We start from the raw sequence: 24237 nt of genomic DNA, 5'->3' as shown, positions 1-24237 counted from the left end.
CCTTAAGATGAATCAGAAAAAATGTTAAAACGGCAGCAATTTCGCTGCCGTTTTTTGGTGATACCGCAATACCTATTTTTCTTTATCATTCACTGCTGTTTCCTTTTCTTCTGCTTTCTGTCATCTGCTTCCACACGGATCCTTTGGCTTCTTCGCCGCCTTCAATACGTTCAATCGCCATTTTTATTTGCATGCTTACTTCAAACTCCGGATCATTTTCTGCCGCTTTTAAAGCTGGAAGAGCTGATTCATCACCAACTTCGTATAAAAACATCGCCGCGCGCCAGCGGACCAATTTGCTTGGGTCTTTTAATGCCTCAATCATGACTGGCATCGCTTCAGGATCGCCAATATCAGATAGACAGTCTCCAGCTGTACGGCGCACGGAGACCGCTTTATCTTTCAGCGCTTCATAAAGATGTGGGAGCACTTTTTTGCCGCCAATCATTCCTAAATAAGCAGTGGCAAGGCGGCGAATCGCCACTTTTTCGTCTTTTAAAGCCTTTGCCAACACCGGCAAATCTTCTTCGGTTGGCTCTGCCATTTGTTCTAAAGCCGCATAGCGTTTTGTCCAATCTGGGTCGTCAAGCATTTCTTCCGTTACTTTGTAGCTTACTCGTTTTTGCGTTTTCGCTTGCTCGCCGCTTTTAAACATTTGTACCATCCGCTCTAACCGTTCTGGCGGATAGGCAGCGGACAGTTCTTCAACTACTTCTGCACCGATTTCCTCGAACGTGCCGTAGCGCACGCCTTTTTCGACCCACTTTCGTTCAAGAACAATATTTCCGGCATGTTTCTGCGCTTCTAAAACCGCATCCATAAACGGCTGCGGCAAACCGAATCGTCTTTCTTCCTGACCGTCGGTTAACTTCACCTGCATTGGCAATCCATAAAGCATTTGCACATACACTTTCACTTCGCCAAAATGCTCGTTACGTACTTGTTTATCGTCTTGTGTGCTTTCAATCTCTTCACCAAATACTTCACGCACTTTTGTTAAAATCTCTTTCCAATCATACTTCGGATTTCGTTCAATCGCTAAAAAATCGGCAACATGGTAAATGCCTTTAACCCCTTCAATTTTCATTAATTCTTGAATAATAACTGGTGCATTCTCGACATTATCCGGCTTATAATTATGGCTTGTGCCAAATGGAAGCTCTTCATCTAACAGCACTTTCATTGTATTTGGGCTTGGTGTTGGTTCAATCGATTGAATGTTCATTCCTGTTTATTCCCCCTTTCACTTCGATTGTAATGCTTCCACAAGTTCAGACAATTCCGCCCAGCGCTCAAGCAGCGCATCGAGCTCTGCACTTAATTGCTCATGTTCGGATGCTAATCTTTGCACTTTTTCATAGTCGCTCGCCGCTTGTTCCATTTCCAGCGTAATTTCTTGCAATTTCGTCTCCAATGCCGCAATTTTATCTTCGATTTCTTCCCATTCTTTCTGTTCTTTATAGCTTAATCTGCGCTTGGCCGGCTTTGCAGGCTGAACTTGTTCTTTCATTATTGGCTGCTTAAGTTCTGCCTGCTCTCCTTTTTTCTTTAGCTGCTCCTCTAAATAATCGGAGTAATCACCAAAATAATGCGCAATTTTCCCATTTCCTTCAAAAATAAGTAATTGTTCTGCCACTTTGTCTAAAAAATAACGGTCATGTGAAACCGTAATCACAACCCCCGGGAAGGTTTCTAAATAATCTTCAAGTACCGTCAATGTCTGCGTATCCAAATCGTTCGTCGGCTCGTCAAGAAGGAGCACGTTCGGTTCTGTCATTAAAATGCGCAACAAATACAACCGCCGTTTCTCTCCGCCTGACAATTTGTGAATGGGTGTTCCGTGCGTATTCATTGGAAATAAGAAACGCTCCAGCATTTGCGCGGCGGAAATTGTTTTTCCATCAGTCGTATGAATGACTTCCCCTGCTTCGCGAATGTATTCAATCATTCGTTTATTTTCATCCATATCAACATTTTCTTGCGTGTAATACGCGATTTTCACCGTTTGCCCGATTTCGATTTCTCCCTCATCAGGCTGGACTCGGCCGACAAGCAAATTCAACAGCGTCGATTTACCGCTTCCGTTCGCCCCGACAATGCCGATGCGGTCTCCCGGTTTGACTAGGAAGCTAAACTTATCTAAAATCACTTGGCTGCCGAACGCTTTGCACACACGTTTTAACTCTAGCACTTTTTTGCCAAGACGGCTGCCGCTTAATGAGATATCGAGACTGCTCTTTTGTTCCATTCCAAGTGATTGCTCCAGCTCTTCGAATCGCTGGATGCGCGCCTTTTGTTTCGTTGTCCGCGCTTTTGCTCCTCTTCTGATCCAAGCCAATTCGCGGCGATATAAGTTTTGCCGTTTCGCTTCAGCGGCAAGCTCCTGCTCCTCTCTCAGCGCTTTTCCTTCTAAAAATGCTGCGTAATTTCCTGTATAACTGTATAGTTTTCCATTATCCAACTCTAAAATGCGGTTGGTCACACGATCTAAAAAGTAACGATCGTGCGTCACAAGCAAAACGGCCCCGCTATAACGCGCCAAATACTCTTCCAACCAGCGGATCGTTTCGTAGTCAAGATGGTTCGTCGGCTCGTCTAAAATCAACAAATCAGGTGTTTCAATAAGCGCCTGCGCCAAAGCGACGCGGCGCTTTTGACCACCGGAAAGCTCTCCCATTGTTTTTGTCATGTCATCAATGCCTAATTTCGTAAGAATCGCTTTTGCGTTGGAGCTTGCTTCCCATGCGTTCATTGCGTCCATTTGCTGCTGGCAGCGGAAAAGACGTTTCTGCAGCTTATCATCAAGGGGATTTTTCTCAAGCTCGGCTAAAACTGTTTCATAGTCACGCAATAAACGAATCAGCGGTGTATCCCCGTGAAACACTTGTTCCAATACTGTTAAGTTTTCTTGAAAATCGGGCTGTTGCGGCAAATAACCGATTGAATAGTCTTTCGAATGCGTAATTTGTCCCGCGTCCGCAAGCTCAACACCGGCAATGATTTTCAGTAACGTTGACTTTCCTGTCCCATTCACGCCAATAATGCCGATTCGTTCCTGTTCTTTAATCGTAAACGAAATATCGCGAAATAACGTTTTTTCCGCATAGCTTTTAGATAAATGTTCAACCGTTAACATTTTCATATTGCTCATCCCACTCTTGATAAAATTGATATAAAAAACGCTCCATAAATTCATGACGTTTGAGCGCGATTTGTTTCGCGCTTTCTGTATTCATCCATTCTTTTAGTTTTAATAATTTTTCATAAAAATGATTAATCGCCGTACTGCGGCCTTGCCGGTATTCTTCCTTCGTTATCTTCTCCCGGTAAGGAAGGAACGGATCATGCATAAGATGCCCGCGGCTTCCCGCATACATAAACGTGCGGGCAATGCCGATCGCACCGATGGCATCGAGGCGGTCCGCATCTTGTACAACCATCCCCTCAATGGTGTGTGGCTTTTTCCCGTGTCCTCCTTTAAACGAGACCGAAGAGATAATGTCAATGATATGCTCTTTATCGTCATTGGACAGCGGCATTTGTTCGAGCCAAGAGGTTACAGCAGATAAGCCCTTCTCTTCGTTTCCTGCGATTTTTTCATCGGCTACGTCATGAAGAAGCGCAGCCATTTCGACAATAAATTCGTCAGCGCCTTCTTTCTTCGCAAGAGTGGTGCCCATACGCCGAACACGGTCAATGTGCCACCAGTCATGTCCGCTTGCATCATTCTCTAGCAATGAACGCACATATTGTTCTGTTTTTTGAATGATTTCCCGTTTATCCATATCAGCCCTCAACATTCGATGGTTTTGTCGTTAACTATTGTAGCAAAGGGACGTTTTGTTTGCCTAACAAAAAACTGTCCATAAAACTATACTAGCACCAGTATCATATTGTCCAAACTGATGAACATAAACCCACATAACAGTAAAAAGAAGCCCAGGCAAGAAACGTAAACGCCTGGGTGTGACAGTAGCGATCATTCATAATGAAATCTCTTCCAATCTTTATGTAAATTGTAAATAAGGATTAATCTAAGGAAATGTTCTACCTTATGAGTGATCCTCACTTTTCTTTCTTCACTAAGTCTATTTCATTAGTTGAAAACAGAATTTAGTTAAATTGCAAATGTTGATTTCCGTAAAAAACACGAAGAATAAAATCACGGGCTGGGACCTTCAGTTTGTCGTAGGCAAGCAAAAATTCCCGATTGTCATACGCTACTTCTTTGAAAGTGACACTGATTCCTTCCGCACCGATGTTTAGAATAGCGTATGGAGCTAGAGGCTTGTGATAACAGCCTAAAGCGCCCGGATTAATATAAAGCCTCTCCTTAGATCTAAAATGATGTAGTATATGATGATGACCGAAACAAACGACATCTACGTCAGAAGTTTTATATAGTTCGTCAAGTTTCTTTATTGTTGGTTGTTGATCAATAGGGATAAACTGATTTTCTTCGTTCAAATGATAATGCACAAATAATAATTTTTTCCCATTGTATTCGGCATATAATTTTTTCGGTATTTTCGATAAAGCGGGAATAAACTTTTTGTCCAGCTGTGAAGCAATCCATTGATGATGTTCTTTTTCTTCGCCCACACTTCCCGGTTCTTTCCCTTTCATTATGTTTAAAATGGCTTCATCATGATTCCCCATAACATAAGATATATCATTGCGGGAAAATAAAAGTTCAAGAACTTTGTTTGTTTCGTGTCCAATCGCCACTAAATCACCTAGGCAGTAAATATGTTCTACTGGATTATTTCTGTCAATATCATCCAATACCGCTCGCAAGGCAGCACTGTTGCCGTGAATATCGGTTATGATTGCTAATTTTGTTTCCAAAACTCCCCTCTCCAATTATTTATTAATTTAGAATATTTTGGTGATTGTTTTTTTCATACCTAAGACCATCATTCTATCAACCTATTAGGCGTTCTTGTCCTTTTATTCAAGAATAAAGGCGTTTTCCCTCAGTTCATAAAAAATAAAAGCCGTTTCATTCATCGAACTTCCCTGTTTGATAATCAAGAATAGCTTGACGAATCTCTTCTTTTGTATTCATGACAAACGGTCCGTATGCGACAACGGGTTCATTTATTGGCTCACCTGCATACAGGAGAATGCGAAGTTTTTCTTTAGCAGTGATTTTAATTTCGCTCTCGGAAGCTCCGTCCGCTGAACTTAAAAATAACACTTGTCCTTTATGTCCTTCTGTTTCATCGATCCCAAAAGTTCCGCTTCCTTCTAAAATATAAAGAAAGCCGTTATAACTTCCCGGCAAATCTTGTACAACACTCGCTCCTGGCTCTAGCAACATTTCTACCATCGTAACAGGAACATGATTAAGGGTTGAAGCCTGTACTCCTTTTGATGAACCAGAAAAAACTCGAATAATAGCCCCTTCTTCTTTACGCACAGGCATATCCTTACTTTTTAAATTTTGATAACGAGGCTCGGTCATTTTTTTCGAGCTCGGTAAGTTAATCCATAACTGCAGGCTATGCACAGTAGAACCAGGTGCTGGGTCTTCTTTATGAATGACACCTCTCCCAGCTGTCATCCATTGCACATCTCCCGGCTCCAGTTTTCCATAACCTGCTTTATTGTCAAAATGTTCAAGCACCCCATCAATCACATATGTCACCGTTTCAATGCCGCGATGCGGATGAAGATCGAACGTTCCTCTTTGAAAAAAATCTTCGGCAAGCATTAAGAACGGGTCGTATTCTTGCCAATTTCCCGGTTCTAAAACAAAACCATTCTGGTGAATTGGGCTGTTTGTTTGGTACTGCACTGTCTTAATACGACGAATGCCTCGTTGTGCTTTCATCCTATTTCGCGCAGGAGACTCCCACTTCAACGACCAAAGGGAGTAAGTGGGAGAGGAATGCGCGTTCCCCCTTTCTTTTGTGTATGATATAATAAAGGCGTGGAGAAAACCGTTCAATAAAGGCACTCCAATAACTGCTACTCGATGTATGGAGTTGGTTACAGGAAACGTTGTAACCGTAAAACATCGAGCGTAGGTCCGTCTGTTGTGTGTGGAAGCCAAGTACTGCCAACAGACACACCGAGAGAATCGGTAACGATGCAGGCATGACCTGCGTCGTTGGGTAGTCGTCAACCTGCCCCTGATGCAACCCCAAGTCAAGGAAGGAGGACGAAGTCCGTTTGCACTTCTGGGGAGTTGCAAGCCCTCACTTCAAGCGTTAGCTAAGTGGGGGTAGTTGACAAGGCTCTCCTCCTGTTTCTAGTTGACGTTGTTTAGTTTTGTTCTATTTTATTTTCGTAACATATTTGAATTGAAAATGTTTAATGTTTCCATCGTTATATCCTTGCCAATGGATTCATTCAATCCTTCCTAATCAATTCAATAAAATGGTAAATAATCGTTTTATATTCCATTATTCCCCCCTCATTTCCTGCTTCACCTTCATACTTAATATATGTTTCCGCATCATCCATCGCAATCAAAAAATGTGCCTCTTCATTGCCAAATAAAACATTATTACATACAAATGTTTTACATCACGTTTGAGAACGAATGGAAACAGCGGTTTCCTTGTTCATTTTTTACAGAAAAATTTCTATCTTCCCCTTGAAATGTTAAATTGATCGGTACCAGCATGATACAGTTCGTAATAAAACCCTTTTGCTTTTAACAATGAATGATGGGTGCCTTTTTCAACAATGCGTCCTTCGTGAAGCACAATAATTTGGTCAGCGTTTCGAATCGTATTTAAGCGATGGGCGATGACAAAACTTGTTCTCCCTTTCATGAGCCGCTGTAACGCTTCTTGTATTTTCAGCTCCGTTACTGTATCAATACTGCTTGTCGCTTCGTCTAAGATTAAGATGGACGGGTTGGCTAAAATCGCTCTGGCAATCGCCAAAAGCTGTTTTTGCCCTTGGCTGATTCCGCTTCCTTCTTCGTTTAAAACAGTATCGTACCCGTTTGGAAGCTTCATAATAAACGAATGGGCATTCGCTAATTTGGCTGCTTCTTCCACGTCTTTGTCACTGGCATCTAGCCTGCTGTAACGAATATTTTCTCGAATCGTCCCTTGAAAAAGGAACGTATCTTGTAAAACGAACGCCATATGCTGTCTAAGACTCGCTCTTTTAATATGTTTGATATCGTAGCCGTCAATAAACACCTGTCCGCTATCCGGGTCATAAAAGCGGGAAAGAAGGTTAATAATCGTTGTTTTTCCTGCTCCTGTCGGACCGACTAATGCCACCGTTTCACCAGGAGAAACGCGAAAATGAATATCTTGAATCGTCTCCCGACTTTTTTCATATGAAAACGAGACGTGATGAAACTCCACTTCTCCTTTTATGTTTCGTAAATGAACGGCCTCTTTTTCGTCTTCTTCCTCTTCCATATCGATAATTTCAAAAACTCGTTCCGCCCCGGCCATCGCCGACAGCAACATATTAAATTGGTTGGCAAGATCGTTAAGAGGCCGGGTAAACTGTCGTGAATATTCCGCGAAAATAACGATGACGCCAATCGAAATGAGGCCTTTTAACGCGAGCACTCCTCCTATCCCGGCAATGATGGCAAAGCTGATATTGTTTAATACGTTCATCAACTTTGGAATAAAACCGGAATACGTCTGCGCCCAAAAACCGGATTGTTTGAGCTTTTCGTTTTTTCGTTGAAATTCAGAAATCGTCTGTCTTTCTTGTGAAAACATTTTGATGATTTTTTGACCAGAAATGGATTCTTCAATGAAGCCGTTGAGCTCTCCTAAATTGCGCTGCTGTTCTTTAAATAACATCCGCGTACGGTTCGTAATCCATTTCATGCCAAAGAACATCATTGGAACAATTGTTAACGTCAAAACCGTCAGCAGCGGACTTAGCGAAACCATTACAATAACCGCGCCAACAAGCGTAAGAGTGCTTGAGAACAATTGAATAATGGAACTATTTAATGTTTGGCTCACATTTTCAATATCGTTTGTGATTCGGCTCATGAGCTCCCCGTGTTGCCGTTCTTCGAAAAAGCGGATTGGGAGTTTATGAAACTTTTCAAACAGCTGTTTTCTTAACGAATAAACCGTCTTTTGAGCAATCGCAATCATCCAATAATTTTGCAGAAAAAGAGACAGAGAGAGAAAAAGATACACTCCACCTAATATCATGAGCGACTGAATGAGCCCGTCTTGCTTTTTTACGACGATATGTTCATCAATGATTTTTCCAATGAAATAAGGGCCAAACAGACTTAAAAAAGAGCTGAAGACAACCATGAGAAGCACAAGAGCTAACATTCCTTTTTGCTTTGAAAGGAGTGTTGCTATTCTTTTTAATGTTCGAAACAATTTGTTTGCTTTTTGTTCCGATGTTTTTTTCCAATGATGCTGCGGCCTCAACATATGTATTTCTCCTCGCTATTAAGCTGTGATTGCACAATTTTTTGATATAGAGCACAGCTTTTCGATAAACATTCGTGATTCCCTTTGGCTAATAAAGCCCCTTCATCGAGAAGTAAAATCGTATCCGCTTTCATGGCCGTACTTACCTTTTGGGTCACAATGAACGTTGTACATGTATATGATTTCAAAGATTTCAATAATTCCGCCTCTGTTTTTAAATCGAGTGCACTTGTACTGTCATCTAGCAGCAAAATTTTCGGCTTCCGTATAAGCGCTCTTGCGATGGAAAGCCGCTGCTTTTGGCCACCGGAGAGATTCACACCTTTTTGTCCAACAATCGTATCATATCCGTTTGGCAGTTTCATAATCGTTTCGTGAATTTGCGCATGTTTCGCTGCTTCTATCATTTCTTCCATTGAAGCGTCTTCTTTCCCAAAAGCGATATTTTCTTTCACCGTTCCGGAAAACAATAAAACTTCTTGCGGAACAAAGCCGATTTGTTTTCGCAACATTTCCTGATTCATGTCGCGAACATCGATGCCATCAATCAAAACCCGACCTTTATTCACATCATACAACCGCGGAATTAGTTGCAATAAAGAAGATTTTCCCGACCCGGTCGCTCCTAAAATGGCAATCGTTTCCCCGGGATGGGCAATAAACGAAATATTTTTTAAAACGGGAACTTGAGAATTTGAGTATTGGAAGTGAACATCTTCAAATATGACTTTGCCTTCTTTGATCGTTGTTTCATAATTAGTTTCTTCACGATCTGACAAATCGATGTTTACTGCCAGCACTTCTGAGACCCGCCGCGCCGATGCTTTGGCCCGGGAAAAAACGATGAGAATAAACGTAAAAATCGATAAAGCCGAGGTAATACGTGTAGCATAGTTAACAATCGCCACCACCTCTCCTGCTTTTGCGCTGCCTATTTGAATGTTTATATCACCAAACCAGAGAATAAGGATAATCGCTATGTTCATAACGAATAACAGAACAGGCATTGAGAGTTCCATGGTTTGCAATGATCGAATGGTGCGGTTCATCAAATCTTCATTCACTTTTGTAAAACGCCGCTGTTCATGTTCCCCTCTCATCATTGCTTTAATGAATTTCATTCCCGTTAAATTCTCCCGCATCACTTCATTGACTTGGTCGAGTTTTTGCTGCACCATTTTAAATAATGCCATCCCTTTATTCATCATCCATATAAGAAACAATAATAAAATCGGAACCGTGAAAACTAAAATAAGCGCGAGTTTAAAATGAACATAAAGCGCCATCACCGTACCGAACAACACTAACAGCGGCGCCCGCAGCATAATACGCAAACTCATAAACACGGTGTTTTGGATTTGCGTGACATCGTTTGTCATTCGCGTAATTAAAGAAGACGTCGGGAATTGATGAAAATTAGAAAAAGAAAACGATTGAACTTTTTCGAATAAACGATTTCTCAAAGCAAACCCGTAATTTTGACCAACGTAAGCAGCCACAAAAGAGTTGGCGATTCCAGCCATAAAAGCAATAAGGGAAGTGCTCATCATGATGCTCCCCCACTTCCAGACGACAGAAAAATCGTGTTGCAGTATTCCGTCGTCAATGATTTTTGCCATCAGCAATGGATGCCACAGCTCAGTAGCTAATTCAATAAGCATAAGCCCCCATGCTAGTATCATCCATTTCGTATATGGTTTTAAATACGCTAGCACACCAAACATGTAAAACCCCCAAACAAAAATTACTTTTCACTTTATTCTAACTTTTTTCAGTCTCTTTTTACATATTTTTACTTCTGATTCTAAAAATCAAGAAGCGGGAAATCGTTTAAAAAATGTTGCTGGAGAATATCATAAATACTTGAATCCTTTTCAAATTCAGTACTCTTACGATTTGCTTACTGTTAAAATATCTATTCTACAAATCAACTCAATTTCCTTGTTTAACTAAGCGGTTCTCGTAACTATTCATCCCGATAGTATATACATGCACTTTAAAACGATGACTTCTGTATGAACACATTTTTTCATGGCTATACTGCTCCTAAATACTCATGTGTAAAAGGAGCGGAATTGGCATGAAACGTTTGAAAATCACAAATGATCACGGTTGGACACCTCGAACACTTCGGAAACAAGAACGGAAAATCAAAGATGCTTCCCTTCGTGTTCGGGTGACCGCTGTTCGTCTTGTTATGGAAGGTCACCTCGGTAAAGATGTCGCAAAAATGGTCAACGTATGCCGTCAATCGGTTGCCCTCTACGTTGCACGTTTTAATCAAGGTAGGCTCGATCATCTACTCGATCGTCGCTTACCACCTGGTCGCGTGCCATTTCTTACGGAAGAACAACAACAAGAAATCAGACAACTCGTGTTAACTACTACACCTGTGGATGCTGGCTGGGGCATCGCTTCGTCATGGAACACGCGCATTTTACAATCTTACATTCAACAAACCTATGGTGTTTCCATGTCACGGGAAGGGATTCGCAAGTTGTTGCATCGTTTGCGTTTGTCATGGACACGCCCGACGTATAAGCTCGTCAAAGGAGACGCTAAGCGTCAAGCTGCTTTTCAAAGAGAACTTGAATTTATAAAAAAAAACTAATTACCGAGAATGCCATGCTGTTTTATGTGGATGAGACACATGTTCGTGCTTATCAAGCGCTACGTACGACATGGGCAGAAGTAGGAAATCAAAAACACGTGCCGAGCTACGGTCACCACGCCCACGTTTCTATTTTTGGCGCCGTCGATGTTCAACAAGGCGATGTGGTATTTCATCGCGCATCATCCGCCAATGCCGAAACGTTCCTCGACTTTTTGCGCCGATTGAAAGAGAAATATACGGACCGATTCCTCGTGCTTGTGTTGGACAATGCGCGTATTCATCATGCCAAGATGGTACAAGCCTTTCTTGATGGCGAGGAAGGTGCTGCTTTTCATTTCATCTTTTTTCCACCGTATTCTCCACAGTTGAACCCGATTGAACGGTTATGGAAGTGGTTGAAAGATGAGGTGATTGCCAACGTTTTTCACAAGGATCAAAATGACATTGCCCAATCCATTACTCGCTTTGAACAGTACGTCTTACAACATCCAGATGAGGTGTTACGCCGCATGGGGTGTGCTGTGTGAATCAGAGGTTAAAATGCCAATTTGGATGTATATAGTATGTAAAGAAGCGCAACACAAATAGGGCATCCCCGTAATAGAAAATGCCCTAAGTGGTAGAAAGAACACGATCGAGCGTTTCGCCTGTCAACAGAAGACATAACGAATCCCACACGTTTTTTTCGTGTTTCGTCAGTGTGGAAACGATGCTTCTTGTGATACAAAAAGACTGGGCGAATGTTCGGATATCGACTTTGAACGGTTTGACTTCACGCAAAGAGGCCCCACATCCTTGACACGTATGCACACGGTGGACGATGCGATGATGTGGATGTTCCACTTGACGGAGCGTCGTTCCTTGATGTCCTTCTTGTCCGCCTGGCTTGTTGCCAGATGGCTTGCGAGAAGAATGGGTGTGAAAACGGTCAGAAGATGGGGGCAAATGGCTATTGGAGCTGTTTTTTTTCGTGCGTGCTTCCAGCTCTTGAACACGGTACTTCAGTTGTTCATTTTCTTTGCGTAGTTGTTTGTTTTCGTGACGCAAATGTTCATTTTCTTGAACGAGTTGATGAATGAGCTGTTTTTGTTGTTGAACTTTGCCGATTAAGCTCTCAACTGTAAATACAGCTTGTTGTACCGTCAACATGCGATTCACCTCCTTGTCTATCAGTATTCACATCATAGACAAGGAAAGAAGAAAATATTCAGCTCACTTTATGATGTGGCTGAATAGTTACAAAAATGGACAAGCGATTAATTGATTTATTCAAGTTATCGATTCCCTCCAAAAGCTAATTCAATCCCTTTAAGCGATTTGTTTTGTTATTCACTATATTAGATCATAACTTTATAGATGGTTTTAATTGTTCCACTGATAAATACAAGAACATCAAACTTTCGAAACATATTTTATCTTTCTTTGATTTCCTTTGTCTTACGATATACTCAATCTCTTTTCTTATTTTAAGAAATTCACTATGATTCTATCCGGTACGCCGCTCTATTCCTTATATTTGCTGACCTATTTTACTTGAATCATAATTTTGCAGGATATCCATCAAAACTTTGTTTACTTCATCATATTTGAAATCGTTAACAAGAAAATCATTAATACGTTCACTTAAATAATCAATATCATTCCAATCCGTTATATCAATACTCGAGTGTCGTATTCTTGTAAATGTGCCGTTTACATTTGTTAATGCAGAGCTTTTAGCTGAAAAAAGCTGGCTGTTATGTTTCACAATTTCATTTAAAAGCTGTAGACGTATTTGCCCATCTTGGATAGGACCTACCTCTAATATAAGTCGAAGTTTCTTTTCTTCTCTAACAAAGAAGTAGGCAACCGGAAATGGTGACTTCCATTTTCTTATTAAAGAAGGTAAGTTTTTAGCAAGGAAAGTCGGTATGAACCACAACTCCTTATCATTTTTAAAGAAACGATTATCTTGTGTGGAGTCAATTATATCCAAATTGTTATTTTCTTTTAGTTTTTCTACCGCTTGATGTAAACTTGAGTTTAACACCATGCCATATTTCACTATAGCGTCAATCGCTTCTTTATGTTGTTTATAAATTTCACTACATAATGCAATAAGTTGTTCATCTTGCATAGTAAGATCCTCCAATGTTCGTATGTAATAATATATAAAATCATATATTTTGTTGCTCATGCGATCCTTATACATTTCAAGCGCCAGCTTTAAAATGTTAAGAATTTGTGAGTGGCTCAGACTGTAGTATTCATCATGGGGAGCTTCATCACTATTTAATGTTAAAAATACAGGAACAATATGTTTCATAGTAGGAAAGGTCTGTTTAATCGTTTCTAAATATTTTTCGAGTTGATGGCTCGCCAATCCAGCATGTACCTTGTTTTCAATAAAAAGTACAAAGCTGTTTTTCTTTGAAATTATAACTAAATCAATGTTTCTCCATTCCCTGAAAACTTCTGCATCATGAAAGTCGTTAACTAGAATATCTGTTATCTGTAAACTATGGTTTTTACGAACTACATCACCACATAGTACCTCACTAATGATTTTTTTCAGAAAGTAATCACCCATAAAATGGCTTTCTTTTGGATGCAGCAGCCAACTTAACACATTAGAATGGCGTATTTCATGATGAGTAACTTTTAAAACTTCGAATGGATTAAATTCATTTAGCTTTGCATTTAATTTTTCAAGTAAATCATTATTTGAAACAAAACGAGTGATTTGTTGAACCAGTCTTTCTCGTTCTTCTGTATTAAGTTGCATGAATATACCACCTCATCTATGAAAGTATCTCTGTTAGCTTAAATAAGCTATATTTTGAGTCTCAGTTATCAATTGATTTTATTTCCTTTCTCGTTTTTTAATATCACCTCTCAGCTTGTCACGTATATTGGCGTACAAAAGTAAATTCATAATAAATTGTTGTCCCTGTGACCAACGGATACTCAATTGTTTGGAAGAGAACCCAAGTAAATTTGATCTTCCACTAATAAATCAGGGGCATATAGCATTTACTGTCCTCCATGTAAATTTTGGGCAAACTTAACAAACCTTCTTGTTTGGATAGTGCGGTCCGTGGATCTTACTCGGCATGAACTGAACTCATTTAGCTATCTTCCATCTCTGCTCTATACCCATTCTTCCAACGAAAACACGTCATTTCTTTCGAAGTCGTGAAGAATGGCCGGAGGTAGCAGTTCTCGCGATTGTTCTTTAGTTGACCAGCGATAATCGATATGTTCTTGCGAAAGAAAAACCTCATGATGATCGCTTTTGCATAAGTATGTAAGAATGACAACTTGTCGCGTTGCGTGCGTTTGAAACGTCGTCGCATATAAAATCCGCTCCACCGTCACATCCAATCCAACTTCTTCTTGGATTTCTCGCAACAGCGCCGTTTCTAAATCTTCTCCAAAGCGTATTTGTCCTCCGACTAACTCCCACGTTCCGCCGCCCACTTCATCATCATGAGCACGTTGTACCATTAACACCTTGCCTTTGTGTAAAATAAACCCTTTCAAAACTACAACAATTTCATTTAAACTTGTCATTTCAAGCACCTTTCCTCATTATGAATATAACACGGTTGCTTTCGCTCGATTAACGAATTAAGAAGAATCACTTTTATGGTTGTTTAAGCCAATTATAAAATGAATAATTTCATTTTTGTATCCATGGAATAATCTAATGTTCTAGTAAAATATATCAAGATAAATTTGGGATATTTGGTATTTGTTTTATATGTATGTATCTATGTCTTCTGCAACACGTTCCTATATTGAAAAAGGACAGCCTTAATTTGGACTGTCCTTTTCGCTTTTGCTGCAGTAAAGTTACGGCTTGTAGTTAATGCCTATCCCAAACAAAATTACGAACAGTGCCTGGCACCGTTTGAGAATGTTACCATGTTTTATGTGGATGAGACACATGTTCGTGCCTATCAAGCGTTGCGTACGACATGGGCAGAAGTAGGAAATCAAAAACAGGTGCCAAGATACGGACACCATGACCATGTGTCCATTTTTGGTGCAGTTGACGTTCAACAAGGCGATGTGGTGTTTCATCGTGCATCATCCGCCAATGCCGAAACGTTCCTTGACTTTTTGCGCCGATTGAAAGAGAAATATGCTGATCGATTCCTCGTGCTTGTGTTGGACAATGCGCGTATTCATCATACCAAGATGGTACAAGCCTTTCTTGATGGCGAGGAAGGTGCTGCTTTTCATTTCATCTTTTTTCCACCGTATTCTCCACAGTTGAACCCGATTGAACGGTTATGGAAGTGGTTGAAAGATGAGGTAATTGCCAACGTTTTTCACAAAGATCAAAATGACATTGCCCAATCCATTACTCGCTTTGAACAGTACGTCTTACAACATCCAGATGAGGTGTTACGCCGCATGGGGTGTGCTGTGTGAACCAGAGGTTAAAATTTTAAATTGGATGTATATAAAACGTTCCCCAATTCTCAATAAACCAGTCTATTAGATATTCAATAAAGATGTTTGCTTTATATGTTCATACTCATTGTAATGGTTCTATTTTTGAATCCTAATTTTTCGTACAGTTTAATCGCTTGATTTCCTGCATATACACTTAAGCGAACCTCTGAATATCCATCTTGTTTAAGATGTTCGATACCAGTTTCCATCAATTGTTTTGAAATTCCATTTCCCCTAAATTCCTCTAACACAAACAATTCATAAATAAATCCATATATCTTTCCAGTAAATTGGTCTTTACTTGTTCCTATAAGAATCCAACCAATTAGATTATCGCCTTCAGTTGCTATCAAATAATAGCTTCCTTTCTGCAATAATGGTTCAATAAGTTGTTTGACTTTTTCATCTGACGGTTTTGCTTCGCCTAATGTACCTTCGAATAATGCTTGTGGTGAAAGTGATAAAATCTTTTTATATTCCGAATCGTTTGGTTTTCTAATTTCCATAAATTGAGTTCTCCTCTCCCAGTATTTATAAGCCGATTGCCCGTTAATGACCTTTTTAAGCACTGAACTTAGATAGACGGAGACTTTCAAAAGTTTCTGTCATTTCAAATACATACGAACAGTGCCTGGCACCGTTTGAAGGGAGGGAGAAATTCCTCATAGGTACGATACAAACAAAGAAAATAAAAACGAAAATGCGGAAAATGTAAATGTTTCAATTCCTCATAGGTACGATACAAACTGGGGTGGCGTTTTTCATTTGAGGTGAAAAGCATGTAGTTTCAATTCCTCATAGGTACGATACAAACTATTTTCCTGTTGTTTGACTGGAAGAAGCTTGAGAGTTTCAATTCCTCATAGGTACGATACAAACCCGCGCGAGTCACTTCATTTACGTCTGAATCAAACGTTTGTTTCAATTCCTCATAGGTACGATACAAACCCCAAAAAGTGCTGATAAATCAACACATGGAAAAGCTACACAGTATCATTATACATACATTTGAAAATTCAGTCAATAGTTTTTATGCCTTGATACGTCTAAAAAAGTTGCAAAAAGCAAATTGTCGTCGATCCCCCGGAGTTTTTGCAAGATTGGAGGTCGACGACAGATGTGAAGTGGTGAACAATATATTTTTAGACGTTGTTTGCTATCTTTTAACGAAAGTATCTTTCGGCTGGAAAATCAAGCAATGCTTGTTCAGTCAGCCATTGGAAGAGGCAACGAATAAACATTTTCGCCGCTGGGGAAAGATGAAAAAACGATGTTGCCGCAATGCCAATCGTCCGATAATGTTCTCCTTCTATCCCAATGAAACAAGGCGATCTATTATGCATGCTCGCGGCTGTTTCCTATGCGGCGCATATTGTCGTGACCGGTCAATTGACAAAACATTCCGATTCGATTGCGCTCGGCATTTTGCAGCTCAGTGCTTGCGGGATCATCAGCTTGTTCGTTTCGCTTTGGCTCGAATCGCCAACGGTTCCGACATCGAGCGCATGGGTGGCAATTGTCGCTTTAGGCATTTTGTGCAGCGCCATCAGGCTTGTCGTACAAACGGTCGCCCAAAAATATACGACCGCTACCCACGCTGGACTGATTTTCTCCCTCGAACCTGTATTTGCGGTGCTGTTTGGCTATTTGTTTTTAGGAGAAGTATTGTCAATCAAAGGGTACATCTTTTGGCATTTTATACGCCGAAATGCCGCGGAAACATGTAAGGCGATACGCGCCATCTGTCGAATAAAAAAGCTGACATGTCGTCAGCTTGTCACAGTTTAAATGTGAATTTACGAACAGTGCCTGGCACCGTTTGAGAAAATGGCAGCATATTGCTTTTGAATCTTGGCCCGATCTGTAGTAAAATGAAAGTGCTCTTGCATAGGGATTCTCCTTTTCAATGTTTGGTTGCACTTTCATTTTAAGGAGATCCTCATGCAAGGGCTATTTTTATGCTTGTTTGAGTTTATCTAGCACCACGGGTTTTAGATTAGATTATCATTATATTGACGGAAAAGGACCTTATCTACATTATCATGTAGCTCCTAATATGAAAAAACATCACTTCATATGGTAATCAAATCAATTATAGGGAGTGAATAAACGTGAAATTTGATCCAAATCAGCATCTTCATTTAGGATATTATGAGAACAATGTTGATTTAGAAGCAGTCGCATATAAAATTCAGAATGAAAATAAATGGGTAGTTTTTTTAGATAATGAACAAAATACTACATTAGTTAAAAAAATATTAGATAAGTATGATTTCCATGAAAAATATGGTTACAAGATTTTTACTGTTGATGCAGATGATTTATCTTATGAAGTCGGAAGTAAGCTATTTGAAGAATGGTTAAAAGCAAATAATATAATATAAAAATATAAGAAATAAGGAACGAATTTGCTAACGTAACTTCAATCCATGCCCCAAGTGATGAAAAACACTTGGGGTATTTTTCAATTCTAATGGTATACCCGAGTTCGACAGTCACTAGGCAAACAAAATGCCTCTCGCCCCTTGATACAAAAGGGATCGGAGGCATTTGGGCACACTTCGGGCGTGTATCTAGGCGCGAGGGTGGATGCCTAGAATCTTTGGAGGGGGTTCCAGCCCTAGAGCCGCAAGGAATAGCGCTTGTTTGGCCGTCAGTTCTGTTCGTTGATAAAGGTCGCCGTTTTTTGAAGAAAAATGTCCAAGCATGAGACGCTCGCATTTACGAACAGTGCCTGGCACCGTTTTAATACGGTCCACGGCTCACAGCGCTCGTTGTTTATTTACATCATATCCAATTGATCCCGTACAAGCGTTTAAGTGATACAATCGAAGCGTTATATCAACACTCGATTAGTACAGGAACCCTTGCCAATATGGTGAAACGAGGACGCGAAGCGCTGGAATCAAATATGGACATCATCGAAGACGCCTTACTTGAATCCAACATCCTGCATGTCGATGAAACAAGTTTGCGCATCAATGGGAAACTCGCATGGGTGCATGTCGCGTGTACATCGAGATATACATACTTGGCTCCTCACGCTTCTCGTGGAAAAAAAGCGACCGATGATATCGGGATTCTTCACCGATATGAAGGGACGATGATGCACGATGAGTTCGGTACGTATCCGAAATACACACAAGCCACCCATGCCCTTTGTCACGTCCATCATTTGCGTGAATTGAAGGGTTTCACCGAACAAGGGCATACATGGGCAGCGCGCATGACCACGTTTCTGCTAGCCGCCAAGCAAGCCGTTGAAGCCCATCACGGTGCACTTTCCGAAGAAGAAGCGAGACGGTTGGAACGTGCGTATGATCGTATCCTAGAAAGAGCACAACACCGATTGGAAACAAAGATGCCTCTTCCGAAAAAAGCACTCGCTTTTGTTCGACGCCTTCAAAAATGAAAGGAAGAAGCGTTGCGTTTCTTACGTGAAGTGCATGTTCCCTTTGATAACAACCAAGCCGAACGCGATCTTCGCATGGTTAAAGTCAAAGAGAACATTTCGGGTACATTTCGCGAAGAAACATTCGCCCAGTCTTTTTGCATCACAAGAAGCATCATTTCCACACTGACGAAACACGAAAAAAACGTGTGGGATTCGTTATGTCTTCTGTTGACAGGCGAAACGCTCGATCGTGTTCTTTCTACCACTTAGGGCATTTTCTATTACGGGGATGCCTTATTTGTGTTGCGCTTCTTTACATACTACTATCGGGATGAATAGTTACAATACCCTACCTTTTTTCTTTTGATCTAGTAAAATGCTTTACACAAAATTTTATACATCATCGAATCCATGTTTATATACTCCTTTTGTTCATATGATTTCCATCATACTGTTTCGATTCTAGTAGAAATCGACAATGATGCTAATGAAAATGTTTTAATTTGGAGTGTTTATCAAGTAAACGTCTCTCCAATCAGTTGGAGAGCTTCTGTTCCCATAAAAAATTCCCTTCCAATTTTCCATCTTCCCTCCTTGTCCTTGATTGGGGAATTTGATGGTACATTCTATTCTAACCAAGGAATCGGTTCGTATCTCTTTTTCTGCTTCATTGTAAATTTGCTCAAGTACAGTTAGAATAATCAAAAATCCTATATGTTTATGAAAAGGAGCTTTAACTAGCACAACAAGATAATTTTTTAACATCTTTATCAAATGTTAAGGCAACCAATTTCAATCCCTCTGCCATCGTTAAATATGGTGCAAGGCATTCCCGCAAATCTTCCACCGTTAGACCAAATTTTACAGCTAATGTGGCTGCATAAATCACATCACCAGCATTTTCGGCAACAATATGAACACCTAGCACTTTTAATGTTTTTGCATCAGCAACAAGTTTAAATACACCTGTCGTTTCGCGATTCACAAGCGCTCTTGGAACTGCATCAAGTGGTAAAACAGAAGTTCTCACCTCGTATCCTCTTTCTTTAGCTTGCTCCTCAGTTAATCCTACCGTAGCAATCGATGGACTAGTAAATATAACAGCCGGAACAGTATCAAGATTTACTTTTCTCTCCAAGCCACCGATTGCATTATCGGCAGCAATTCCACCTTGGTATGCAGCAACATAAACAAATTGCGGTCCCATTGTTACATCTCCGGCAGCATAAATTCTAGGATTGGAGGTTCGTAAATAGTCATCAACTTTAACTTCACCGCGAGAACCCACTTCTACGTTTGCAGCTTGAAGATTTAGTGCTTCCGTATTTGGCTTGCGCCCCGTAGCTACAAGTAGCTGCTCAGCTTCAATGATTTTCTTTTCACCATGAACAGTAACATGAATTTGTTTCATATCTCCATTCTGTTCTACACGCTCAAATGTAGCACCGGTAATAACATGAATGCCTTGTTCTGTTAATGCTTTTTCTACAGATTCTGAAATTTCAGGATCATATTCTTTAAGAATTCTTTGGCTACGCTGCATTAACGTTACTTCCACTCCTAAATGGTGAAAGAGCTGACCTAACTCCAATCCGATGTATCCTGAACCAATAACAGCAAGACTTTTTGGCAGTTCTTTAAGCTCTAACAAAGAAGTACTTGTTAAGTAGTCAACATCTTTTAATCCCGGAATATTAGGAATCAATGGGGAAGCTCCTGTTGCGATTAAAAAGCGTTTAGCTGTTATTTTATTCCCGTTTACTTCTATTGTTTTTTCATTGACAAATTTTGCTTCTCCCTGTATTAGTTCAAACCCATATTCATCAATTAAATCAACATACTTTTGCTGACGTAATTCTCTCACCAGTTCATCTTTTTGTTCCATTAGTTTTTTCAAATCTACCGAACCAGCTGAAGTATTTAAACCAAGGAATGGATTGTTTTTTGCTAAATGATTGATTTCTCCAAAACGTAGCAGTGTTTTTGATGGAACACATCCAATGTTTACACAAGTCCCACCGATGGTACCACGCTCAATCATCGCCACTTTTGCCCCATATTCCACTGCTTTAATAGCAGCAGAAAAAGCTCCTCCCCCAGAACCAATGACAATAAAGTCATAATCATAATCACCTTCATCATCACCAACAACGGAGCTTTTTTGTTGATGAATAACTTCAGCTTCACCTGCCTTATAATTAACCTTATTCACAGCTTCTTTGGCTTTCTCGATACCTATATGTTCTGGCAATTCGAAAACAGCTTCTCCACGGCGAAAATTTACATCTACATTTTTAGCTCCTATGCTGTTTAGAGCTGTTTCAACGTGCCTTTCACACCCAGTACATGTCATACCTTCCACTTGTAAACGATATTTACGAATTGACAAATGAAACACCTCCTATTGTTTAACACCATATCCTAATTCTAAGACGGTATTTTTTTAAGTTTTTACATCTGTTTTTGAAGCATCAAACACAACTTTAGCTGTTCCTTGGGAACCTTCTGTAATGGTTACTTCCACTGTTTTTACACCTTCTACACGTTCAAGAGCACTTTTGACAACACAGGACAACTTGAACAATCCATTTCAGTAATGGTAAAGGTAGCACTTTTAGTATTATTTCCATTCGCTGTAGTTTCTACATTATTTTCGTTACTACAAGTCGTAATAATGTAACAAGTGTTCCGATCACTATAAATGTCTTATTTTTCATTGATATCTCATTTCTTTAATCATCAATCAGAGATTCAATAATTGGACATTCATGTAGTTGCTCTTCATTCGGACAGCTTTCTTTTAATTTATTCAACATATTTTCGATACGCTTTAAATCTTTAATTCGTTGTTGAACCTCACCTATTTTTTGAGAAACAAAGCTATACATATCCGCACATCGAACCTCATCCTTATCAACAACACCAAGTAATTTATGAATTTCACTTAGAGAAAACCCTAGTTCCTGCATACGTTTAATAAAACCAATGCGCTTCACAGTCTCTTCCGAGTACATTCGATACCCTGAATCTGTTCGTGAAGTTTCTTTGATTAAGCCTTTTCTCTCGTAATATCTAATGGTTTCTTTATTAACGTTACATTTGTCAGCCAGTTCACCAATACGATATTTCATCTTATCACCCCTAGATAAAGTATAAACCCTGTACCATAGTACAGGGTCAAATGAATTTCGAAGTTTTTATAGCTTATTAAAATCTACTTTCGTTAATTTATGTTTAAACAACTTTTTTGTCCTCATTACTTTGGTCTATTAGCAATTCAACTTTTTAACAACATTGATTTAAGCCTAATAAGACGAATTGAACGCCTTTTCCCGTTTCTTCCACATCAAGTGTAACTCTCTCGATGATAGAAGCCACTTTCTCATCCATCGCTACCCGAATACCATTAATAATCTCCAACCGATCTGTGGTTTGCAGAATAAAGACAAACTCCTTCTTTGCCGTGTTTCTTTAAATTCAACCCACTTGATCATGTGGCTGAATAGTTACCATTTTTCAAATTCATCGTTTACCGATTGACCTTTTGCTTTCCCAAAGATAAAATGAAAGACAATTAAAGGAACGAAGGAGTCAGTATTTCTATGCCTAGCTTTCAATATGGCAAGACAACAATAGATTATGCAGTAGAGTATAAGCCGGAAAAGCGGGATGTGACGATATCGGTTGAATGGTTGGAGGGAGTAAAGGTCGTAGCTCCTGAGGGGATAGAGCCTACACTTTTACATTCTATCCTTTATAAAAAAGCTCCATGGATTATTGATAAATGGCAGGCGTTAAATCAAATTTCTGATTGCCCTGCTCCAAAAGAGTTTGTAAGCGGAGAGAAATTTGCTTATTTAGGGCGCAATTATCGATTAAAAGTATATAAAAGCGAGGAAGTTACAAAGCCGGTTCTTATGTTTAAACAAGGGAAATTTATTGCCACGGTGCCACCGCATTTAACAGAAGAAGAAAGAATCTCATTTTTTCAACAGGCGTTCAAAGATTGGTATATTCTGTACGGAGAAATGAAACTACAAGAACGTTTAAAAATTTATTGCCCTAAAATGGGAGTAACCCCTACTAAAATTAAATTAAAAGAACAAAAAATGCGCTGGGGAACATGTACAAACGAAGGAGCCATATATTTAAACTGGAGAATTATGATGGCACCAATGCCGATTATCGATTATTTATTAGTACATGAATTGGCACATTTGAAATATCCAAACCACTCCAATGATTTTTGGCATTTTGTTAAATCTGTGATGTCGGACTATGAACAAAGAAAAGAATGGTTGCGTGTAAACGGTCCAACCTTGACTTTATAGAAATAGAAAAGAGCCTTACTGTGAAGTAATGGCTCTTTTGTAGTTTTTTATTCTGGAATATATATTTTTTGCAGCGGCAACAACGATCTCGTTTCGTTCGGCATTCTATCGTACCATTGGACAATTAAATTTACTAACTCTTCTAAATCAATGAGCTTGACGTTATGCTGTTTTCCTATATTTTCAGCGGCTGTTGTAAATCCTCCAGTTGATACAAATAAACTATTCGCATCAATTGGATGAGCTCCTAACAATTGTTGAACCTCAGGACCCGACGAAGCTGATTTTCGATGCTTTACCTGCACCTTAATAATCGGCTTTTCAAAACCAAACGCATCTTTATGGGCTAAAATATCGACTCCCCCGTCAGGTCCTTTTTTACTTACTTTCACATTATAGCCCATAGCTTGCAACAATCCAGCGACTAGCTCTTGCATTTGCCATGGATCTAATTTATCAACTTTATCTTGAATCATCGTCAATGCTTTTTGAACAAAGTCTTCTTTAATAACTTCCTCTTCATTGTCTTCTGGTTCACTCACTACAGGTTCTTCACCAGCTAATAATCTTTCTAATTCCTCTCCCCAGTCATCTACACGAAAAACCGTAAGAGTAGAGCCAAGGGAATTTTTTGCACCTTGTGATAATTGGTCACGTGGAATTTGTTTCTTTTCCCATTTTATATGGATTACATTTGGATAATATTCACTTACAATTGTTTCATTATATTCATGTTCTTTAGTAACTGTCCCTATTAAGTATTCACGTTTGTCTTTAGCATATGTAATGATTCTATCTCCTACTTTAATTTCACGGCTAAATCTCCATACTTGACTTGCCCAAGTAATTCGTGTAGCAGGTTTTTCTTCTTCATAAATCTTATGCGCTTTCTCAATCAAAGCTTCCCTAGTCGAATAGTTTTTTGGGTCTCCAAATTCCGCCCACCCTATCGAAGCAACTCCTTTTTGTTTCCAAAATGGAATGAGTTCATTTTGATCTCCCGCACGTACCATCCACCATTTCATTATAATTACCACCCTTTATAAAAAAATTGGAGAGTAACAA

At 39.7% G+C, this 24237-nt stretch carries 21 protein-coding genes and 2 pseudogenes; 7 read left to right on the top strand and 16 right to left on the bottom strand.

The features are described 5' to 3' along the window. Nucleotides 1-85: 85 nt before the first annotated feature. The 8 genes from AFK25_RS04045 to AFK25_RS04015 all read right to left on the bottom strand — a co-directional run bounded on the left by AFK25_RS04045 (nt 86) and on the right by AFK25_RS04015 (nt 10114). Complete coding sequence (locus AFK25_RS04045) at nt 86-1225, bottom strand: conserved virulence factor C family protein (protein WP_035067467.1); 1140 nt, start codon at nt 1223-1225, stop codon at nt 86-88. 18 nt (nt 1226-1243) lie between these two features. After that, nucleotides 1244-3142, bottom strand: coding sequence for an ABC-F family ATP-binding cassette domain-containing protein (locus tag AFK25_RS04040; RefSeq protein ID WP_035067469.1), 1899 nt, complete (start codon nt 3140-3142; stop codon nt 1244-1246). Then, a complete protein-coding gene (locus tag AFK25_RS04035) occupies nt 3123-3785 on the bottom strand; it encodes an HD domain-containing protein (RefSeq protein WP_035067470.1) in 663 nt (220 codons plus the stop codon). The genes AFK25_RS04040 and AFK25_RS04035 overlap by 20 nt, the downstream gene beginning before the upstream one ends. A gap of 328 nt (nt 3786-4113) precedes the next feature. Further along, nucleotides 4114-4848, bottom strand: a complete 735-nt coding sequence (locus AFK25_RS04030; protein WP_035067472.1) for a metallophosphoesterase family protein — start codon at nt 4846-4848, stop codon at nt 4114-4116. 154 nt (nt 4849-5002) lie between these two features. Beyond that, entirely contained in the window at nt 5003-5836 is an 834-nt protein-coding gene (locus AFK25_RS04025; RefSeq protein ID WP_035067474.1) for a pirin family protein, read from the bottom strand. 521 nt (nt 5837-6357) lie between these two features. Further along, the gene (locus AFK25_RS15290; RefSeq protein ID WP_006323349.1) at nt 6358-6480 is read right to left on the bottom strand and encodes a hypothetical protein; all 123 of its coding nucleotides are present in this window, start codon (nt 6478-6480) and stop codon (nt 6358-6360) included. A 113-nt stretch (nt 6481-6593) separates the two neighbouring features. Further along, nucleotides 6594-8390: an ABC transporter ATP-binding protein gene (locus AFK25_RS04020; protein ID WP_035067476.1), complete on the bottom strand. Its 1797-nt coding sequence runs from the start codon at nt 8388-8390 to the stop codon at nt 6594-6596. Beyond that, nucleotides 8384-10114 carry an ABC transporter ATP-binding protein gene (locus AFK25_RS04015; protein ID WP_035067478.1) on the bottom strand — a complete coding sequence of 577 codons (1731 nt, stop codon included), beginning with the start codon at nt 10112-10114 and terminating at the stop codon, nt 8384-8386. Before AFK25_RS04015 ends, AFK25_RS04020 begins: the two co-directional genes overlap by 7 nt. A gap of 356 nt (nt 10115-10470) precedes the next feature. Here AFK25_RS04015 and AFK25_RS04010 point away from each other — a divergent pair, with 356 nt between their 5' ends. Then, nucleotides 10471-11001, top strand: coding sequence for a winged helix-turn-helix domain-containing protein (locus tag AFK25_RS04010; RefSeq protein WP_035067481.1), 531 nt, complete (start codon nt 10471-10473; stop codon nt 10999-11001). A 26-nt stretch (nt 11002-11027) separates the two neighbouring features. Further along, nucleotides 11028-11531 carry an IS630 family transposase gene (locus tag AFK25_RS04005; protein WP_240483471.1) on the top strand — a complete coding sequence of 168 codons (504 nt, stop codon included), beginning with the start codon at nt 11028-11030 and terminating at the stop codon, nt 11529-11531. Nucleotides 11532-11679: 148 nt separating this feature from the next. On the opposite strand, the pseudogene AFK25_RS04000 reads toward AFK25_RS04005, so the two are convergent. From AFK25_RS04000 to AFK25_RS03990, 3 genes and pseudogenes are all read right to left on the bottom strand, one after another. Further along, nucleotides 11680-12153, bottom strand: a pseudogene (locus tag AFK25_RS04000) (DUF6444 domain-containing protein); the annotation flags it as partial. Between the two features lie 361 nt (nt 12154-12514). Further along, on the bottom strand, nt 12515-13768 hold the full coding sequence (locus AFK25_RS03995; protein WP_035067759.1) for a PDDEXK-like family protein: 1254 nt from the start codon (nt 13766-13768) through the stop codon (nt 12515-12517). A 365-nt stretch (nt 13769-14133) separates the two neighbouring features. Continuing rightward, complete coding sequence (locus AFK25_RS03990) at nt 14134-14556, bottom strand: NUDIX hydrolase (protein WP_035067761.1); 423 nt, start codon at nt 14554-14556, stop codon at nt 14134-14136. 354 nt (nt 14557-14910) lie between these two features. Between AFK25_RS03990 and AFK25_RS03985 the strand changes: the two genes are divergently transcribed. Next, complete coding sequence (locus AFK25_RS03985; RefSeq protein WP_035067763.1) at nt 14911-15423, top strand: IS630 family transposase; 513 nt, start codon at nt 14911-14913, stop codon at nt 15421-15423. Nucleotides 15424-15515: 92 nt separating this feature from the next. On the opposite strand, the gene AFK25_RS03980 is transcribed toward AFK25_RS03985, so the two are convergent. Then, nucleotides 15516-15953, bottom strand: coding sequence for a GNAT family N-acetyltransferase (locus tag AFK25_RS03980; protein ID WP_035067766.1), 438 nt, complete (start codon nt 15951-15953; stop codon nt 15516-15518). A gap of 657 nt (nt 15954-16610) precedes the next feature. Continuing rightward, nucleotides 16611-16790 carry a hypothetical protein gene (locus tag AFK25_RS14980; RefSeq protein WP_049720866.1) on the bottom strand — a complete coding sequence of 60 codons (180 nt, stop codon included), beginning with the start codon at nt 16788-16790 and terminating at the stop codon, nt 16611-16613. Between AFK25_RS14980 and AFK25_RS03970 the strand changes: the two genes are divergently transcribed. From AFK25_RS03970 to tnpC, 3 genes and pseudogenes are all read left to right on the top strand, one after another. Further along, entirely contained in the window at nt 16789-17235 is a 447-nt protein-coding gene (locus AFK25_RS03970) for a DMT family transporter (protein WP_049720865.1), read from the top strand. The genes AFK25_RS14980 and AFK25_RS03970 overlap by 2 nt on opposite strands. Nucleotides 17236-17558: 323 nt before the next feature. Continuing rightward, on the top strand, nt 17559-17831 hold the full coding sequence (locus AFK25_RS03965; RefSeq protein ID WP_035067768.1) for a DUF3986 family protein: 273 nt from the start codon (nt 17559-17561) through the stop codon (nt 17829-17831). 365 nt (nt 17832-18196) lie between these two features. Beyond that, nucleotides 18197-19111 (top strand): annotated as a pseudogene (gene tnpC, locus AFK25_RS03960) (IS66 family transposase); the annotation flags it as partial. Nucleotides 19112-19574: 463 nt separating this feature from the next. On the opposite strand, the gene merA reads toward tnpC, so the two are convergent. Together merA and merR are read right to left on the bottom strand one after the other, a co-directional pair. Beyond that, on the bottom strand, nt 19575-21224 hold the full coding sequence (gene merA, locus AFK25_RS03945) for a mercury(II) reductase (RefSeq protein WP_035067781.1): 1650 nt from the start codon (nt 21222-21224) through the stop codon (nt 19575-19577). Between the two features lie 349 nt (nt 21225-21573). Next, nucleotides 21574-21972 carry a mercury resistance transcriptional regulator MerR gene (gene merR, locus AFK25_RS03940; RefSeq protein WP_035067772.1) on the bottom strand — a complete coding sequence of 133 codons (399 nt, stop codon included), beginning with the start codon at nt 21970-21972 and terminating at the stop codon, nt 21574-21576. 471 nt (nt 21973-22443) lie between these two features. Here merR and AFK25_RS03930 point away from each other — a divergent pair, with 471 nt between their 5' ends. Continuing rightward, nucleotides 22444-23172, top strand: a complete 729-nt coding sequence (locus AFK25_RS03930) for a M48 family metallopeptidase (protein WP_035067774.1) — start codon at nt 22444-22446, stop codon at nt 23170-23172. Nucleotides 23173-23219: 47 nt separating this feature from the next. Here the strand turns inward: AFK25_RS03930 and AFK25_RS03925 are convergent, their stop codons facing one another. Next, entirely contained in the window at nt 23220-24200 is a 981-nt protein-coding gene (locus AFK25_RS03925; protein WP_035067785.1) for a restriction endonuclease, read from the bottom strand. Nucleotides 24201-24237: the final 37 nt, after the last annotated feature.

The organism is Anoxybacillus gonensis (assembly GCF_001187595.1).
Classification (GTDB): Bacteria; Bacillota; Bacilli; order Bacillales; family Anoxybacillaceae; genus Anoxybacillus; species Anoxybacillus gonensis.
Note: the sequence above shows the minus strand (reverse complement) of the source record. Positions and strands in the feature narration are given on the sequence as shown.

Coding starts and splice junctions, on each gene's coding strand:
- AFK25_RS03970 (WP_049720865.1), top strand. CDS start 16,789: ATGCTCGCGGCTGTTTCCTATGCGGCGCATATTGTCGTGACCGGTCAA.
- AFK25_RS03985 (WP_035067763.1), top strand. CDS start 14,911: ATGTTTTATGTGGATGAGACACATGTTCGTGCCTATCAAGCGTTGCGT.
- AFK25_RS04045 (WP_035067467.1), bottom strand. CDS start 1,225: ATGAACATTCAATCGATTGAACCAACACCAAGCCCAAATACAATGAAA.
- AFK25_RS14980 (WP_049720866.1), bottom strand. CDS start 16,790: ATGCATAATAGATCGCCTTGTTTCATTGGGATAGAAGGAGAACATTAT.
- merR (WP_035067772.1), bottom strand. CDS start 21,972: ATGAAATATCGTATTGGTGAACTGGCTGACAAATGTAACGTTAATAAA.
- AFK25_RS04035 (WP_035067470.1), bottom strand. CDS start 3,785: ATGGATAAACGGGAAATCATTCAAAAAACAGAACAATATGTGCGTTCA.
- AFK25_RS04015 (WP_035067478.1), bottom strand. CDS start 10,114: ATGTTTGGTGTGCTAGCGTATTTAAAACCATATACGAAATGGATGATA.
- AFK25_RS03980 (WP_035067766.1), bottom strand. CDS start 15,953: ATGGAAATTAGAAAACCAAACGATTCGGAATATAAAAAGATTTTATCA.
- AFK25_RS04025 (WP_035067474.1), bottom strand. CDS start 5,836: ATGAAAGCACAACGAGGCATTCGTCGTATTAAGACAGTGCAGTACCAA.
- AFK25_RS03995 (WP_035067759.1), bottom strand. CDS start 13,768: ATGCAACTTAATACAGAAGAACGAGAAAGACTGGTTCAACAAATCACT.
- AFK25_RS04010 (WP_035067481.1), top strand. CDS start 10,471: ATGAAACGTTTGAAAATCACAAATGATCACGGTTGGACACCTCGAACA.
- AFK25_RS04040 (WP_035067469.1), bottom strand. CDS start 3,142: ATGAAAATGTTAACGGTTGAACATTTATCTAAAAGCTATGCGGAAAAA.
- AFK25_RS03990 (WP_035067761.1), bottom strand. CDS start 14,556: ATGACAAGTTTAAATGAAATTGTTGTAGTTTTGAAAGGGTTTATTTTA.
- AFK25_RS03930 (WP_035067774.1), top strand. CDS start 22,444: ATGCCTAGCTTTCAATATGGCAAGACAACAATAGATTATGCAGTAGAG.
- AFK25_RS04020 (WP_035067476.1), bottom strand. CDS start 8,390: ATGTTGAGGCCGCAGCATCATTGGAAAAAAACATCGGAACAAAAAGCA.